This is a genomic window from Alteromonas sp. ABM1_013, from assembly GCF_056160505.1.
Genome location: NZ_JBSWXH010000003.1, coordinates 775,135 through 791,238 on the forward strand (window position 1 = coordinate 775,135; position 16,104 = coordinate 791,238).

Sequence of the window (16,104 nt, forward strand, 5' to 3'; positions counted from 1 at the left end):
TTTTAAATGAAACGAACTCAGCTTGCCGCCGCCGTTCTGTTGGCAACAGGAAGTGTTTCGGCATTTGCCGCGACCTATTCAGTGACGCCTCTTCCTTTACAGGATACCGCTAGAAACAATTTTGCTCGTTCAATTGATAATTCAGGCAAAATGCTGTCTGTAGTGCAACTTGAATATAACCCACCTGTAGATGTGGAGCAGTTAGAAGAAGATACCACTTTCTTCGATGTTAACGGTGAAGATTTAGAAAACGAAGATGATGCACGTCAAGGTGTATTCACTGATTCAGATTACACGACAATCGTTAACTATCTACTCTCGTCTAGTACTGCGACCACAGGTCAGAAATTAGCGCCTTACAGAACCTTCTTAACTGACACCCAAGATATTTCTTTGGTGCCAGGCTTAGACGAAGTCACTGAAAAATTTGATGATTACACCCGTTCGGTTGAAGCGATAGGCAGAGACAGCTTAAACGGCAACTTTGTAGTAGGTGATTCGTCAGGTTTAGTCGTTTTAGATCCATACGAAAATGAAGATGGCGATACCATCAACTACACTTATGCAGAATCGGCGCAGCAAGGTTTTATACAGGCGTCAGGTGAGTCTAAAGCACTACCAGCTGTAGACACCACAGCCGGCGGCTTCTCTTCGGCCCGTGCAATTAATGCAAATTTACAAGTAGCAGGCTTCAGTACGGTCAGTTTTCAAGACGAAGTAGATGAAGCTATTGAAACTTGTACTGACGACGAACTGCGTGGCGATCAGTCTGAAGGGCGTTGTCTTTTTACCATTTACAATGGTGACTTTGCAGTACCACGCATCTCTAGTTATTTCTTGAATACTTCTACGAACTATTTGCCTGGCTTCGTTTTATTGTCAGAAGTTAACGCCACCATATGGCAAGTTGACGTTAATGGAGACGTGATTAGCACTGACACTTACCCATTACTGTTCGAGCCGGATGAAGACGATACAGCACACTACTTTACCTACGCTTATGATATTAATGATCAAGGTATTGCGGTGGGTGAAGGCCTAACTGGCGATCGCGTTACGATCACCCGACCTAACCAATCTGGCTTAACTGAAAGTGAGCGCGTAGCAACTGTATTCAGAGATGGCGAGACTATTGAACTTCTTCCTCGCGAAGAAAACCTTATCAGCCAAGCAATTGCTATAAACGACGAAAACTGGGTAACTGGTGCTGTGCTTCGCTCACAAAGCGATATCGCTCGTTCTCGCCTTTTTGTTTACAACTTAGATACGCAAGAACAAAAATACCCTGATGGCTTTTTCGTAAGTGCCGGTGTTACTGCGAACGCGATTAACAATAACAATATCGTGGTGGGTAAGGCAGATGTCGATGCGACAAGCGACACGCTACGTGAAACCGCTGCATTTATGTATAACATTGATACTGAAGAGTTTTTGGATCTTAATGATTTGGTGTCGTGTGACAACACTTACGAATTAATCGAAGCGGTTGATATCAACGACGACAACGAAATTATTGCTAATGCGCGTATTAAAATAAACAGTAAATACGTAACCGGCGTCGACATCATAAACTCAAGCGGTGAAACAGACCTGGTTGATTCTGTCGTTGCGGTTAAGCTATCTCCGATAGCTAATGGTTCCATTGACGATTGTGAAGTACCAGAAGACGAACAACCGTTTGAGCGCAGTGGCGCATCTACTGGCTGGCTCGCGTTTTTTGGTTTGTTTGCCGCTGCTTTTGTGCGCAGACGTTTTAAAAAATAAATAACCTCGTCATGTAAATTTATAATGAGATTGAGAAAGCCACATTCATGTGGCTTTTTTTATGCCTAAAAAACGCAAAAATAGACATATTTATGCATAAAAAATGTAATATAAATTTCATCGAAACTTCATTTATTTAACGATTGTCAAGCGTTTTAATTTTATATTTTTCTTGAACCATTTTGTTAATTGCACTATCACAGTAATGTACGCAATCACTTTTCCGGCACTATCAACCGATATGATGTAGAGCGCTCGAGAAAATGATTTGTTGTACGTCCAACAAACAAAAGAGGCTAATCAATGAAAAGACAAAAAAGAGATAAAATGACTCGCGCTCATTCTAAAGGCTATCAAGCTGGTATTAGCGGTCGTTCAAAGGAAAATTGTCCATTTCAGCAAAACGATGCACGTTCACAGTGGTTAGGTGGATGGCGTGAGGCAGTAGAGGATAGACATTTAGGTTTAAGCGTTAAATAACACTTCTCTTTTATGAACTGATTATGCAAAAAGGAAAGCCCCTAGAAAGGGGCTTTTTTGTGTTTATCGATTTAGTATTTAGCGTCGATTAAACAGCGATTAAAAATTCGAAGTATCTTGGAACAAGCCCACTTTTAAATCTTTCGCGACATAAATTTCTCGCCCGTCCACTTCAACCGAACCATCAGCCATACCCATGAAAAGTTTACGTTTAATTACGCGCTTCATCGTAATTTTATAGGTAACTTTTTTTGCTGTTGGTAGAATTTGACCGGTAAACTTCACTTCACCAACACCTAGCGCACGCCCTTTACCAGGCCCGCCGCTCCAGCCAAGGAAAAAGCCAACAAGTTGCCACATTGCGTCAAGGCCAAGGCAGCCTGGCATGACTGGGTCACCTGGAAAGTGGCAGTCAAAAAACCATAAATCTGGGTTAATATCTAACTCAGCGATAATCTCGCCTTTGCCATGTTCACCGCCGTCTTCAGTAATAGAGACAACGCGGTCCATCATTAGCATATTTGGTGCAGGCAGTTGACTGTTACCCGGACCAAACATTTCACCACGGCTACACGCCAATAAATCTTCTTTGTTAAAGCTACTTTTCTTCTCTGACATTCCCAACTCATTGTTGTTATTTAAGTTACATTCTTAATTTAGCGAACACTTGTACGCTAAACAACTCTGAACAGTCATTTTTCTGAAGAAAAACGCGTGCTACTATACTAACTATAAATTTAATCCGTACAAATATCGCCCCATGCGTGCAATTTATAAACAGCGATTAAACTACGCTCCACAATATAGTATTTGTGTGTGAAAACTATGACAGAACAAACAACAAAAAAAACCAGTAGAAAAAGCCCTGCAGATAGAGCGAAAGCGAACGCTGATAAACAACGACGTTTTAGAGAAAGACAAAAGGACGCCGGCAAGAAGCTAGTGAGAGGGTACGTCAGCCCAGAAGCGAAAGCATGTTATGACGAAATTCGCGAAAAAACGGGTTGGACCGACAGCGAAGCCATGTCTAACGCTATGCGGCTAATGTATGCGGCTTATAAATGCGGTCAAATTAAGCTATTAAACGAGTGGCTTAGAAAGAACAACCGTTAGGCTGTTTTATTAATTTTCGCTTTAAGCCACGTTCTACTTGGACTATTTTGCATGGTATGGCGCCTGACAATACGTTGCGCTTCTTTTACCACATCATCTCGCTCGCGATAGTCCCATAAACGTTTCGCTGTTATACGGTTGTTCTCTGTAATATCGATAATGGGCAACACATAATCTTGTTTAACGTCAAAACCAAGCATTTGCGCTTCTAATGGCGGTAGGTCGTAGGGCGCATGAACGGCTTCATTAGGTAGTTTAGCTAGCTCTGGCACCCACTTCTTAATAAATACGCCATCAGGGTCTAACTTTTGTGACTGTGTTACCGGGTTGTACAGCCTTACGGTATGGATACCAGTCACACTTGCCTGCATTTGTATTTGGGGGTAGTGGATCCCCGGCTCAAAGTCTAAAAACTGTGTTGCAAGGTAATGTGCGGCTTTCAGCCAGTGCACGTTTAAATGGTGGCATAAAAAACTCGTTACCATTGCCCGCATCCGAAAGTTTATATATCCGGTCTGTCGTAGCGCTCGCATGCAGGCGTCTACCAAAGGGTAGCCTGTACGTCCAATGGTCCAGAAATAGAAACGTCGCTCAGCTTCCGGCCCGTCTATGAAAGGGAAGTGCTCATAAGCACGGTTCATTGGGCGCCACTCTATACTGGCCTCACTCTCAAATTTTTGAATAAAGTGGCAGTGCCAGTGCAGCCTCGATGTTAAAGCGGATAGGGCGCGACTCCACTGTTTGCGCTGTGATCTTGGCAAAGCTTTCTTAGCTTGTTTTTCCAACTGAACGCTTTGATACACCTGCTTGATAGAAATGTTGCCCCATGCGAGATAAGGGCTTAATCGTGAACATGCGCGTCGTGCATACTCAGGTTTTGAAATATGTTGGTGATAATACTGTCCACGAGAACTGAAAAAATCCTTCAAAACCTGCCAAGCACGCTTTTCACCGCCAGGTTGCATAGAAACTATATCGGGTGTGACTTCAATTTCACTCTGTTCAGCCTTTAATGCTTTATCATTAATACAATTCGTACACGCCATGGGCAAACTAAGCGGTGACGGTTTAAGTTCAGCTATCTCATCAATGGATTTCGACGCTTTTAAAATATCTGAAAACTCTCGCCAGTTAACCCATTTAGCTGTTTCTATATCAAAATCATAGGTCGCACTGGCAAAATGATGCTCCCAATTTTGCTGCCATCTAGCTCGGTGGGTCAACCCACGCATCACGGCTCCATACTGATACTCACTAAATGAAATAGCTTTACTTTTCAGATATCTATCAACCTCGAAATCTCGGTTATGCGTAACCGATAGACCTATTTCCTGGTAACTCCTAACCGCACCAATGTTGTAATTTTGAGCAATAAGTTCAAGTGCTTCTATTACTCCACAGTGCAAGGTCAAAACACGGGCATGAGCGGGCAATTGGCTGTTAATGTCATCGATACTTTGCTGCATAAATTGCCAATGGCGAATATCCATATGCGGGTCTGCAATAAGCGAGGGCTCCCAACAAAAAAGTGGGAGTATCTTTTCTCCTGCCTGAACCGCGCGATAAAAAGGCTCGTGGTCACGTAAGCGAAGGTCTCGCTTTAACCATATAACTGTGACTGTCTCTTTTGAGTTATTTGAGTTAGCTTTTTTTAAGTTATCTGACGCCATACAGTTAAATAACTACAGCCATTTATTACGAAATTCGCCTGCCGGATCGTAAATTTCAGTCTGTTTTTGAAGGTTAAATTGCCTATGTCCGCGAGGGTCGCTTCCCACGCCGGCAAGGTAAAGCCAATTTCCCCAGTTACTTCCCACATCATGATCAACTAACTGATGCTCAAACCACGCGGCACCGTAACGCCAGTCCTGCCGAAGTTCATGTACAAAGCAGCTTGCAACAAGCTGCCTACCGCGGTTCGACATATAGCCTGTCTTCGCAAGTTGTCGCATACACGCGTCTACAATAGGGTATCCGGTATTGCCTTCACACCACTTCGCAAAGGTCTCAGGGCAATGTGAAGTAGTAGGTGTTTTACCTTGAATGCCACTAAAGCGAAACCATTTAGCGCCATACTTACACTGCAGCCAGTGAAAAAATTCTCGCCACAAGAGTTCGAAATAAATCCAATAAGTGGAATCATTTTTTTCAACGGTCTCTTCAAAGTTATGTACTTGCCTCATCACTTCGCGCGCAGAAAGTGAACCATTCGCTAACCAGGCAGACAGTTTTGTACTGTCTTTCCATGTATCTAGTGCATTACGTGTTTCCTTATAGGATGCCGCAGCATGCCAGTCAAATAGATACCTGTTTAAATGCGAGAGCGCCGCAGTTTCACCACCGACAAAAGATAATTCAGACGGTTCCGGTAAATCGTGGGCGAGAGTTAATAGAAAAGATTCGTCTAGCGTTGGTTTAAAGGGCGGAGGTAAGCGCTCTGGGGTAGCGTGGACCGCTAGTGGTTTACAATGTTTCTCTACTTTCCTTCGAAACGGACTGAAAACGTCGGGCATCTCTTCTATGTCAAACGGTAGTGTTTGCTCATCAAATAAACCAAACGTCGAGCGCTCGACAATGGTTAGTGAGTCAAAGAAACGTTTTACTGTGTTTAGCGCTGCTGTTTCGTCATAACCACAGTACTGACTCACTCCAACGTGGGTGTACTGCCCCGACCTTAACAGCTCAACTAAACACTCTGCAGTGCTACCTTTTACAATAAGTAAATCGTGCCCAAGCTTTGCTAGCTGTTGCTTTAAATCTACTAATGTCTGCAGTAAGAAGGTGTGTCTGTGCTCGCCCATTGGATTAAGCCCAAACGCGTTGGGCGTAAAGTTCTTATCATCTAATATATAGACGAACGTAACTTGGTTGACCTTTTCGCACAACGCGGAAATAGCCGCATTATCGTGCAGCCGTAGGTCGTGCCTGAACCAGAATAGTCCTCTGTTATCACTAGATTGAGGTTTATCGTTGGAATGCTGATTTATCATACTAATTTTAAGCGTTATTTTTGATAATTTGACGGATCTTGAATCCGCTTTTCTACGTAAGACATTAGGTACGAATAATATTTAAATTTGGCGCAATGCCTGAGGAAAAAAAGTGACCGTTCCTGTTAGTATCATGTGGTTCAGACAAGACCTACGCGTAAAAGACAATCCGGCATTAAATGCAGCTTGTGATATGGGCAAAATAGTCCCCATCTATATTTATGATGATACAACCCCTGACGGAAGAGTCCCTGGGGGAGCCAGTAAATGGTGGCTTCATCATTCTTTGGCCTCTCTGAATCAGCGCCTTAATGGCCACCTACAAATTTTTAAAGGCAATCCAAAGGATATCATCCCGACGCTAATGAAATCCTTTGACGCAAAAGCTATCTTTTGGAACCGGTGCTATGAACCATGGCAGATAAACCGCGACAAAGAGATTAAGCAATTTCTCATTGATAGTGATTACGAAGCGCACAGCTGCAATGGAAGTCTTTTATGGGAGCCAATGAAAGTGCTCAAAAAGGACGGCACGCCTTATCGCGTATTTACTCCTTATTACAAGAAAGGTTGTTTACAAGTAGAAGAGCCGCGATATCCCAAAGCACCACCAGCACGGATAACTTATGCAGACGTAGAAAATGAGGGTATTGAACTAGCGTCGCTAAACTTACTGCCTACTATCAACTGGGACGAGACTATTTCGAAAGAATGGTCGCCAGGCGAAGACGGAGCTGCGGATAATCTTGCAGATTTTATTGAAAGTTCTGCGCGTAAATATAAAGACGGACGAGACATCCCTTCAGCTCGCGGCACATCGCGCTTATCACCCCACCTGCATTTTGGCGAGGTTTCACCCAACCAAGTGTGGTATGCGATAAAAGATAAATTTGGCAATAGTGAAGACAAAAGCATTGAAACCTATTTGAGCGAGTTAGGGTGGCGTGAATTTAGCTATTACTTGCTATTCCATTTTCCAACGCTTCCAAATAAAAACTTCAACGATAAATTTAATAAGTTTCCTTGGCGTTCTGATGCTAAAGCGCTTAAGGCTTGGCAAAAGGGAAAAACCGGCATCCCAATTGTCGATGCGGGTATGAGAGAACTATGGCAAACCGGATACATGCACAACCGTGTTCGCATGATTGTAGGTTCATTCCTGGTCAAAAACTTACTACTTACCTGGCATGAAGGTGAGCGGTGGTTTTGGGATACACTGTTAGATGCAGACCTTGCCAGTAACAGTGCCGGTTGGCAATGGGTTGCGGGTTCTGGTGCCGACGCTTCGCCATACTTTCGCATTTTTAACCCTATATTGCAGGGCGAAAAATTCGATAAAAAAGGCAGCTATGTTCGCAAGTATTGTCCAGAATTGAATAAGCTATCTAATAAGTACATACACAAGCCTTGGGAAGCACCTAGTGCAATACTAAAAGATGCAGGGATTGAACTTGGTAAAGAATATCCCAAGCCACTAGTTGATTTAAAAGCATCACGGCAGCGTGCTTTAGACGCATTCCAACAAATAAAAGAGTAGGGTATGGCAGCACTTATTTTAGTTTTAGGCGACCAGCTTACCGAAACCTTACCGGCTATTACCGATGCTGTAAAAAGCAAAGACACCATTTTAATGGCGGAGGTTCGTGAAGAAGCCACTTACGTAAAACATCATAAGAAAAAAATTGCGTTTCTATTTAGCGCTATGCGCCATTTTGCTAAACGTTTGCGTGATGAAAACTATAACGTTAACTACATTCACTATACCGATAGCGCTAACAAAGGCGACTTACTTGCCCAAGTTAAACACGCATTAAGCGAAAAGGATTTTGATGAAGTAAAAGTGACCATGCCTGGTGAGTACCGCTTGTTAAAGAGTATGGAACAATGGGAACACGTGCTTGGCATACCCGTTACTATCTACGATGACAATCGATTTCTATCCACGCCCCAAGAGTTTACTGACTGGGCGGAAGGTAAAAAACAGCTTCGAATGGAGTTTTTCTATCGTGAAATGCGCCGCAAGCATAACGTACTTATGGATGGGAAAAACCCTATAGGTGGTAAGTGGAATTACGATGCCCAAAATCGTGAATCTATGCCTGAAACTCACAAAGTGCCTAAGCATACCACATTCGACATTGACGACATTACATCAAATGTAATTGAACTAGTAAAAAACGAATTCAGCGATCATTTTGGCGATATTGATAACTTTCACTTCGCGGTCACGCGGGAAGACGCCCTTACCGTTTTGAATACCTTCATAGAAGAAAGGCTGCCAAATTTCGGTCAGTATCAAGACGCCATGGTCGAGGGAAAGCCTTGGCTTTACCATTCTCATATCGCGTTCTACCTAAACTGCGGGCTGTTAACCCCCAAAGAAGCCATTCAAGCCGCCGAGCAAGCGTACCATGCTGGCCAAGTACCTCTTAACTCTGCCGAAGGGTTCATTCGACAGATACTGGGCTGGCGTGAATATGTGAGAGGTTTTTATTGGCACTTCATGCCGAATTTGAAAACCGACAATTATTTCAATAACGCTCGCTCGTTGCCTTCGTTCTTTTGGGATGCGCAAACCAATATGAACTGTATGCGCCAATGTATAAAAGAGACCCAACAAAATGCCTATGCACACCACATACAGCGGCTAATGGTTATTGGCAACTTCAGCTTATTAACCGAGCTGAGCCCTGAAGAGGTGCAAGCGTGGTATTTGCTTGTTTACGCCGATGCTTATGAATGGGTTGAACTGCCCAATGTAGCGGGAATGATCTTGTACAGCGACGGCGGAAACTTAGCAAGTAAACCTTACGTCGCTAGCGGTAGCTATATCAATAAAATGAGTAACTACTGCAAAAATTGTGGCTACCAGGTTTCGAAGAAAACAGGACCAAAAGCTTGTCCCTTTAACTACCTATATTGGCATTTCATTGATAAGCACAAAGAAAAGTTAAGTAACAATCACCGTATGGCTATGATTTATAAAACCTATGGGCGGATGAAAGAAGAAAATATAGAAACCATGAAACAGGACGCCACGATATTTTTATCAAAGCTAACCAAAAATGAAGAAGTCTGACTTACCCACCAAGATGTGCCCGGTCTGTGATAGGCCGTTTACTTGGCGCAAGAAATGGGAGAAAAACTGGGAAAACGTGCGTTACTGCTCAAAGCGCTGTGCTTCAACCAAAAAGAAAGCCCAAACCAATTTGGGTTAACCTAACGGGAATAAACTGGCAAGCTAGAAATACTAGCGCTTCTTAATTTGCCATTGTAATCTCAGAGCACGAAATTATCCTCTACACCAGAAACCTAAGCGCAGCCGCATAGGTTTCAAGGCAATTATTCCAGCCGCCGCAGCTAATGCTCTTACTCGAAGGAGCATTAGCCGCCGATTTGGATAACAGGGCACTAATAGTTGAAGCAACTTACTTCTTAGTTTACGACCTTTCGGTAGTCGCCGCATTTTTTAGTAAAATGGGGTTAAAATGATAAATGTCATGGTAAACACGCAAATGACCTTTGTTTTTATATATGGTTTAAACATAGTTTTACGTACAGCTCCCATCTTATGAATGTAAGATAAATCAGAAATCTAATAACTTTCGTACTTATTAGTGAAAAGTTAACTAATAAGAGAGCAACGTGGAAGCCCCGATAACCGTAGATAGACTCAGATTCCTTATTTATAGCCTAAAAGAAAAGCTTTGGGTGAAACCTCTCGGGTTTTGCCTTCTTTCTATTTTTGCAGTGTTCCTCGCCAAATTGGCCGACGGCACTTCACTTGCCGAACATATCCCTGAAATTAAACCGGAATCTGTAGAAACACTGCTTTCAATAATGGCATCGAGCATGATGGTTATTGCCACATTCTCAGCAGGTACTATGGTTAATGCCTATGCATCAGCGAGTCGATCATCTACGCCTCGTTCATTAAGCCTTATTATCTCTGACGATGTATCGCAAAATGCATTATCCGTCTTTATTGGTGCATTTATTTATAGCGCCGTAGCACTTACTGCAATGACTCAGGCTTTCTTTAATGAAGCCGGACTTTTCATTTTATTTTGCTTAACGTGTCTGGCATTTGCGATAGTGATTTTAACTTTTATTCGATGGGTAGATAGCGTCGCTCGGTTAGGCCGTGTGGGATCTACACTTTTGAAAGTGGAAGCCGCTACTACACGGGCGATAAAAAATAGAATAGATAGCCCATGTTTGGGTGCTGTACCCCAAGAGCAAATAAAAGAGCAGGGGAGTTACGCTATTTTCACCGAAAAAGTAGGGTATATCCAGCTAATCGATATCGCAAAGCTTCAATCCCTTGCAAAAAGCGAAGACTGCTTTATCAATGTAACCTTACTCCCTGGTGAATTTGTTACGCCAGAGCGCCCGTTGGCGTATGCAAACAAAGATATCAAAAAAGATGAGATTGTCGGCGCTTTTACCATAGGCGAAGCGCGATCGTTTGAAGCTGACCCCAGATTTGGATTTATTGTTCTAGCTGAAATTGCATCTCGTGCATTGTCACCATCGGTTAATGACCACGGTACAGCGATAAATGCCATCAGTAGTATCACTAGGCTAATGTTACTGTGGCACACACCGGTGCAAAAGGAACATGGTGGTAAGAATAATAATGGCGAGCCTGGCGCTAACCATATTTCTCAGCAAGTTAGCAAAAACGACAATAAACAGAGCCATACTAAAAGCAACATCAAGTATGACCGGGTTTCTTTACCTAAAATAAGTGTGGACGATTTATTCGATGACGCTTATACAAGTATTGCTAGAGATGGTGCAGCTAATATTGAAGTAGCGATACGAATTCAAAAATCGCTTAACACTATAAAAGCCTGTTTCGATAACAGCGACTTAGAGCTGGATAAAGACTTCAAAAACGCAGCGAGTAAATTAGCTAAACAGAGTTATGAACGCGCGAAACTAGCATTAAATTACGGTGGAGATATTAAGCGAATTGAGCAAGCTTATAAGGAATGAGGCTAAACCCGCATTTAAGCTTGTAACTGAAAGCCAGTGCGGGTTTCTTTGAATTCATTATTGAGTATTACCTTTATTAAAACAACAAACTAGGTATTTGGAAAAGCACAGCAAAACGCTCAACCTTAAATGGAAATTGGTTTAAAGCTTGCTAATTACGTATTCATTTTATGTATTCAGAATTTCTATATTTGCAAACCTTGAGTAGAAACCAATTTAGCTCTCAATGTAATCATAATTGTTAAATTAATCGTAGTTCTTAGGCTAAATCGCTAAAAGTTTGAACGTAACGCTACGTGAATGAAATTATATTTTGCGAGGTGTAGTACATCAGATTTCACGTAGCGCACGATTTTATTTTACGACTCAATTTATCAGTCCCAAATCAAAGCATCTCTGTAAGTTCTAATTAAAAGCACCGAGATAAGTGCGATATTCACGAACAAGCCTAAAACCTAACACTGGGTCAACACAGCAGCCACGCAAAAAAGTCTGTAAGTAATCACAGCCAACAAAACGTCCGAATAGTACGACATCATCGCCCTAATCGTCCATATACCTAATTGCGCATAATGTATATTATGTTAAATACAATATTAAAATAGAAATAAGAAAGACGCTCGAAGCTTAACTCTGTCCCTGTGAGCTACCCTTTAACGAACAATCTATTTGTAACGTATTTAAGCAGAATAAATACTAGGCATTTTAACGATAGTAATCATCACATTTTTTAAAGGTATTAGTTTTAAAGGTGTTAGTTTTAAATGAGCGATTCTTTTATAAGTCTTATGAGACTGTCTTTTTAAATTTGCTTTCTTTTTATAAAACACCACCTTCACTATTTAACGCTGTTTAAAGCTATTCGCTTAACAGAACTCTTTCCAGATGATTAATATGCTCTATGCTTATTCAAACTCTTTACGGAAATACTAACGGTGATAATTAGTATCTGCGGTTTTTAAATAACTAGAGATTGCTGAGTCGCTGGAATACTTTTCCGTGCATTCATCGATATAGTTATTCGATAATTAAGGAGCTTATAAAAGTCGTTGCGAATAATAAAATTGGGCTAACCAAAGCGTATCTATTTAGGATTGTAACTAGTGTTATTTAATTAAAAATTCTAATTTAGTGGTTGCTGTTGCGTGCGACTGCAAATAACTTTCGTGGAGTTTCGATCTAATTAGTGCTTAAAATATAAAGCGCTTAGTTTAGCTGTCTCGTTTAACTTAAGCACAAAGGTAGAAGAACGACTTACAAAAACTATCGCCTATTCCTTTTCGAAAGAGTGAAAAATCAAATACCTTTGTTTTCACTAGTCGCCACCATCGTCCAGTACCACCACTTCGTCAGGCATAATTTCCCTGGGTGAAATATAGACTGGGAATACAGATTTAGAAGCTATATATTCAAGCGTTTTAGCGCTTAATATTTAGGCGATGCTACGTAAAATCTGAAGCAGAATTAGGGGGGTTGCCTTGCAGATTTCACGTAGCGCACGATTGATAAATGGGGATAAATCGAACAATATCGGCTTATAAATGCCGTTGAAGCCACTATAGCAACAGAGTTTTTTAGTTTTTGTGTTGCTTGCTTTTACATATTGCGGTTATAACTGTTCGTATATACAGTAGTGTGGTAGAGTGTCACACATTGATCGGCAAAGGTAGGGTTAAGCAAGTTATGCGTTTCAGTGAAATAGGCCCTTATGTTCACGCATGATAATTACAGTTATCATGCGTGAATTATTATAAATATCAGTACTTTACAGTCTTTCTTACAATCTAGCATAATACACACATATCGTGGCTATCGGGTTATTTAATGTCTTCTAAACCAAACAATTTGCACTTATCTGGGCGCAGAATGACCAAAGGCGTTACTAATAATTCTCCGATGAAAGTTAAAAGGAACACTGATAAAGCAAGTTATCCCTCAAACTCAACTGTAGTTGCTAATACTGGCGATAGTTATTTTACCGAGTCCGATCCTACCGTGCAGTTTTCAGCTAATGCTAATGAGACTCGAGAAACAACATCCCTTGAGGTAACGTCTAATGACAAGAGTTTTGAAAATTACTATCAGCAATATTATCAGGATATTTTTACCAAGCTTCCTTATAACACGCAGCGTGCTTATCTAAGTGACTATAATGAATTTGCAATTTTCTGCAGGCAGCACGGTTTCGATGGTTTCAAAAACGATTTTGAACACAATGAAACTTGTATAAAACATTATGTAGAAGAATTGTGTCGTTCTCCCCTAGCCTACAGAACCATCAAGCGTCGGCTATCCGCGCTTAGTAAATTTCTTGGCGTCGCCAAGTTGCCTAATCCCATTATTAGGTCAGCGTATTTAAGAGACTTTATTCGACTGTCGTTAATCGAAAATAGAAAGTTTAGGCTTTCACATAAACAAGCGGTTCCTCTCACTATCGATATGGTCGAAAAGATTAACAATGCAATTATTCCAGATTCATTATTGGAACTACGCGACCTCGCTATTATTAATTTGATGTTTGATGCCTTACTACGTGCCGATGAGCTAGTGCGAGTTTGTGTTGAGGATATATCTGCTCGAAATAACACGCTCCTCGTTGTTTCATCAAAAAGTGATCAAACTGGCCAGGGCCAATATCGTTACGTTTCTTCTAGTACTATTTCAATGGTGCAAGAATATATCAATGAAGCAAACATAGACCCAAAATCTAAAACACAAAGACTTCCTTCTGATTTACGCGGATTGCACAAAGGCATATTGTTTAGGCGACTAACGAACCATAAAACTGCACTTTTACCTTTTGACGAAAACATACCAAGCCATAAGGCTAACGTACTAAACTACTCGAGCGTATACAGAATTTGGCAACGCATCGCTCATCGTGCAGGTATAAGCGAAAACATTACACCACATAGTGGTCGTGTCGGTGGTGCAGTTTCTCTTGCGGAAGATGGTGCTTCTTTGCCTGAACTTCAATTAGCTGGCGGCTGGCAATCACCTGAAATGCCCGGCCATTATACAAAACAAGCCAACGTAAAACGTGGTGGAATGGCAAAGCTGTCAGCTAAAAGAAAAAGATAAACCATTGTAAAACAAAGCGATACATTCACCTAGGGTTACGTGTAACCTTATAGAGCTTTTGCACTCTCACTCACCTACTCTCTTTATCATTATACCAATCTGAATTTCCATACCGTGCGTATTAATAATGTACGGTCAAATTGTTTTTAAAGTTTGTAGTACTACTTGAACAAATAAATACTCGCAAAAAGTAGTAAAACGAACTAAATAAAGGAGTTATATATGAGTAGTGGTATTGATACTAAGCATGGAAAATTACTCGCGGAGTTGGTTGTCCCTTCTTCCTCATGGAAAGTCCAGCCGGAGAAACAAGACCCCTTTAAATCGCAAGAGGCTGCAATTGATTATTTAAAATCTAACAACGAGCCGTTATACCTTCATGTGCCCCTCGCACAGTCAGACGATTATGTACGTATTTGTGTTACTTCTCGCGATGATGATGTGGTATTTACAATCAAAGATATCAACAAAGGCGGCGAAACTTCACTGCACTATTCCCATATTAAGAATTTAGATAGCACCATTCGCACCTTAGTTTTGGAGTGTTGTGACCAAAAAATTAAAGCCCTTTAGAAGGGCTTTTTTCTTTGCCAATCGACAAGAATACGTGCTAGAAAAGAATACTTAGCCAAGTGAACACTGCCAATATAAGACTGATGAATACGGCTGCCGAGCCAATATCTTTGGCACGTCCTATTAATAAATGAATGTCAGTGCTCACATGATCACATAGTTTTTCAATAGCCGTGTTGAGTAGCTCTGTGATCAAAACAATGAGTAAAGACATGACCAGCAAAATCCTCTCAATACTGGTTACATCTACACAAAATGCTATGGGGATAAGGATTACAAGTACTAAAACCTCTTGCCTAAAGGCTGCTTCACTCAAAAAAGCTGCGCGAAGCCCTTTCATAGAAAAATAAGTGGCATAAACTACACGTAAGATTCCAGTACGCTTTGTTATCATATTAATTAATTACAAAATGACTTACTGCATGCTAGAACGCTAAACGAATTTCATTACATCTAAATGACGCCATGTATTTTGATTATTAAAGGGTTTCAAAGGTAACCAACCTTATTATTAATTTACACTTTTACGGCTAGTACGTCGGTTTTCACGCCATGTAAAACCGCATTAGCTGTGGAGCCTAGCAGCAACCTTAGTCCGCTTTGGCCATGGGTTCCTACAACAATAAGGTCTGCATTAATTTTCTCAGCCATGTGATGAATTTCATCTGCTGGCGAGCCTATTTCAACGTTTATGTGGCTGTAAGGAATATCGTGTTTAGCAGCGACATCCTTTAATTGCCTTTGTGCTTGCTCTCTTACTTCTTCGGAAAAATCTCGTTCCAAAAACAAACCATAAGGTTCTACATTAGTTTGTGGATAAGCCACATATAACAAATGAATTTTATGACTGTTACCGGCTATAGCAATCGCTTTTTCCACTACAAGTTCGTAATCAGAATATATATCAATGGGTACTAGTATGGTTTCATAGCTTTGCACTTTCACTCTCCTCAGCCTTGTATTATGAAGATCATCGCGGCATCTATCGTTTAGTGCTTCATATAATAGGGACTTACAAATTTATATTCTTTGCGCTAGGTCAATGTTTAGATGGCAAATTCGTTCATACTTATCTCAATGCACATAGCTTTTTTGAAACGTT

General features: G+C 41.2%; 14 protein-coding genes. 9 read left to right on the top strand and 5 right to left on the bottom strand.

The genetic code is table 11. The features are described from left to right. Positions 1–6 precede the first annotated feature (6 nt). Together ACXAGK_RS11665 and rmf are read left to right on the top strand one after the other, a co-directional pair. Positions 7–1,764 (top strand): DUF3466 family protein, encoded by a 1,758-nt coding sequence (locus ACXAGK_RS11665; RefSeq protein WP_474856366.1) that lies wholly within the window; start codon positions 7–9, stop codon positions 1,762–1,764. 303 nt (positions 1,765–2,067) lie between these two features. Next, positions 2,068–2,244, top strand: a complete 177-nt coding sequence (gene rmf, locus ACXAGK_RS11670; RefSeq protein ID WP_039220169.1) for a ribosome modulation factor — start codon at positions 2,068–2,070, stop codon at positions 2,242–2,244. A gap of 99 nt (positions 2,245–2,343) precedes the next feature. On the opposite strand, the gene fabA is transcribed toward rmf, so the two are convergent. Then, complete coding sequence (gene fabA / locus ACXAGK_RS11675; protein ID WP_025255307.1) at positions 2,344–2,862, bottom strand: bifunctional 3-hydroxydecanoyl-ACP dehydratase/trans-2-decenoyl-ACP isomerase; 519 nt, start codon at positions 2,860–2,862, stop codon at positions 2,344–2,346. Between the two features lie 207 nt (positions 2,863–3,069). Here fabA and ACXAGK_RS11680 point away from each other — a divergent pair, with 207 nt between their 5' ends. Then, positions 3,070–3,357: a hypothetical protein gene (locus ACXAGK_RS11680; protein ID WP_474806703.1), complete on the top strand. Its 288-nt coding sequence runs from the start codon at positions 3,070–3,072 to the stop codon at positions 3,355–3,357. Here ACXAGK_RS11680 and ACXAGK_RS11685 read toward each other — a convergent pair. Together ACXAGK_RS11685 and ACXAGK_RS11690 are read right to left on the bottom strand one after the other, a co-directional pair. Then, positions 3,354–5,027, bottom strand: coding sequence for a cryptochrome/deoxyribodipyrimidine photo-lyase family protein (locus tag ACXAGK_RS11685; RefSeq protein ID WP_474856367.1), 1,674 nt, complete (start codon positions 5,025–5,027; stop codon positions 3,354–3,356). The two genes, ACXAGK_RS11680 and ACXAGK_RS11685, sit on opposite strands and share 4 nt — an antisense overlap. 12 nt (positions 5,028–5,039) lie before the next feature. After that, positions 5,040–6,347 (bottom strand): DASH family cryptochrome, encoded by a 1,308-nt coding sequence (locus ACXAGK_RS11690; RefSeq protein ID WP_474856368.1) that lies wholly within the window; start codon positions 6,345–6,347, stop codon positions 5,040–5,042. 112 nt (positions 6,348–6,459) lie between these two features. On the opposite strand from ACXAGK_RS11690, the gene ACXAGK_RS11695 reads away from it, so the two are divergent. The 6 genes from ACXAGK_RS11695 (at position 6,460) to ACXAGK_RS11720 (ending at position 15,002) form a co-directional block, all read left to right on the top strand. Next, positions 6,460–7,884 carry a cryptochrome/photolyase family protein gene (locus tag ACXAGK_RS11695; protein WP_474856369.1) on the top strand — a complete coding sequence of 475 codons (1,425 nt, stop codon included), beginning with the start codon at positions 6,460–6,462 and terminating at the stop codon, positions 7,882–7,884. A 3-nt stretch (positions 7,885–7,887) separates the two neighbouring features. Then, on the top strand, positions 7,888–9,426 hold the full coding sequence (locus ACXAGK_RS11700) for a cryptochrome/photolyase family protein (RefSeq protein WP_474856370.1): 1,539 nt from the start codon (positions 7,888–7,890) through the stop codon (positions 9,424–9,426). Beyond that, the gene (locus ACXAGK_RS11705) at positions 9,413–9,565 is read left to right on the top strand and encodes a DUF2256 domain-containing protein (protein ID WP_474806695.1); all 153 of its coding nucleotides are present in this window, start codon (positions 9,413–9,415) and stop codon (positions 9,563–9,565) included. Before ACXAGK_RS11700 ends, ACXAGK_RS11705 begins: the two co-directional genes overlap by 14 nt. Before the next feature lie 427 nt (positions 9,566–9,992). Then, a complete protein-coding gene (locus ACXAGK_RS11710) occupies positions 9,993–11,348 on the top strand; it encodes a DUF2254 domain-containing protein (RefSeq protein WP_474856371.1) in 1,356 nt (451 codons plus the stop codon). A 1,866-nt stretch (positions 11,349–13,214) separates the two neighbouring features. Then, the gene (locus ACXAGK_RS11715; RefSeq protein WP_474856372.1) at positions 13,215–14,429 is read left to right on the top strand and encodes a tyrosine-type recombinase/integrase; all 1,215 of its coding nucleotides are present in this window, start codon (positions 13,215–13,217) and stop codon (positions 14,427–14,429) included. A gap of 222 nt (positions 14,430–14,651) precedes the next feature. Further along, positions 14,652–15,002, top strand: coding sequence for a hypothetical protein (locus ACXAGK_RS11720; RefSeq protein ID WP_474856373.1), 351 nt, complete (start codon positions 14,652–14,654; stop codon positions 15,000–15,002). Positions 15,003–15,039: 37 nt separating this feature from the next. On the opposite strand, the gene ACXAGK_RS11725 is transcribed toward ACXAGK_RS11720, so the two are convergent. Together ACXAGK_RS11725 and ACXAGK_RS11730 are read right to left on the bottom strand one after the other, a co-directional pair. Next, complete coding sequence (locus ACXAGK_RS11725; RefSeq protein WP_474856374.1) at positions 15,040–15,396, bottom strand: diacylglycerol kinase; 357 nt, start codon at positions 15,394–15,396, stop codon at positions 15,040–15,042. A gap of 122 nt (positions 15,397–15,518) precedes the next feature. Beyond that, positions 15,519–15,941: a universal stress protein gene (locus ACXAGK_RS11730; protein ID WP_269917048.1), complete on the bottom strand. Its 423-nt coding sequence runs from the start codon at positions 15,939–15,941 to the stop codon at positions 15,519–15,521. Positions 15,942–16,104 lie beyond the last annotated feature (163 nt).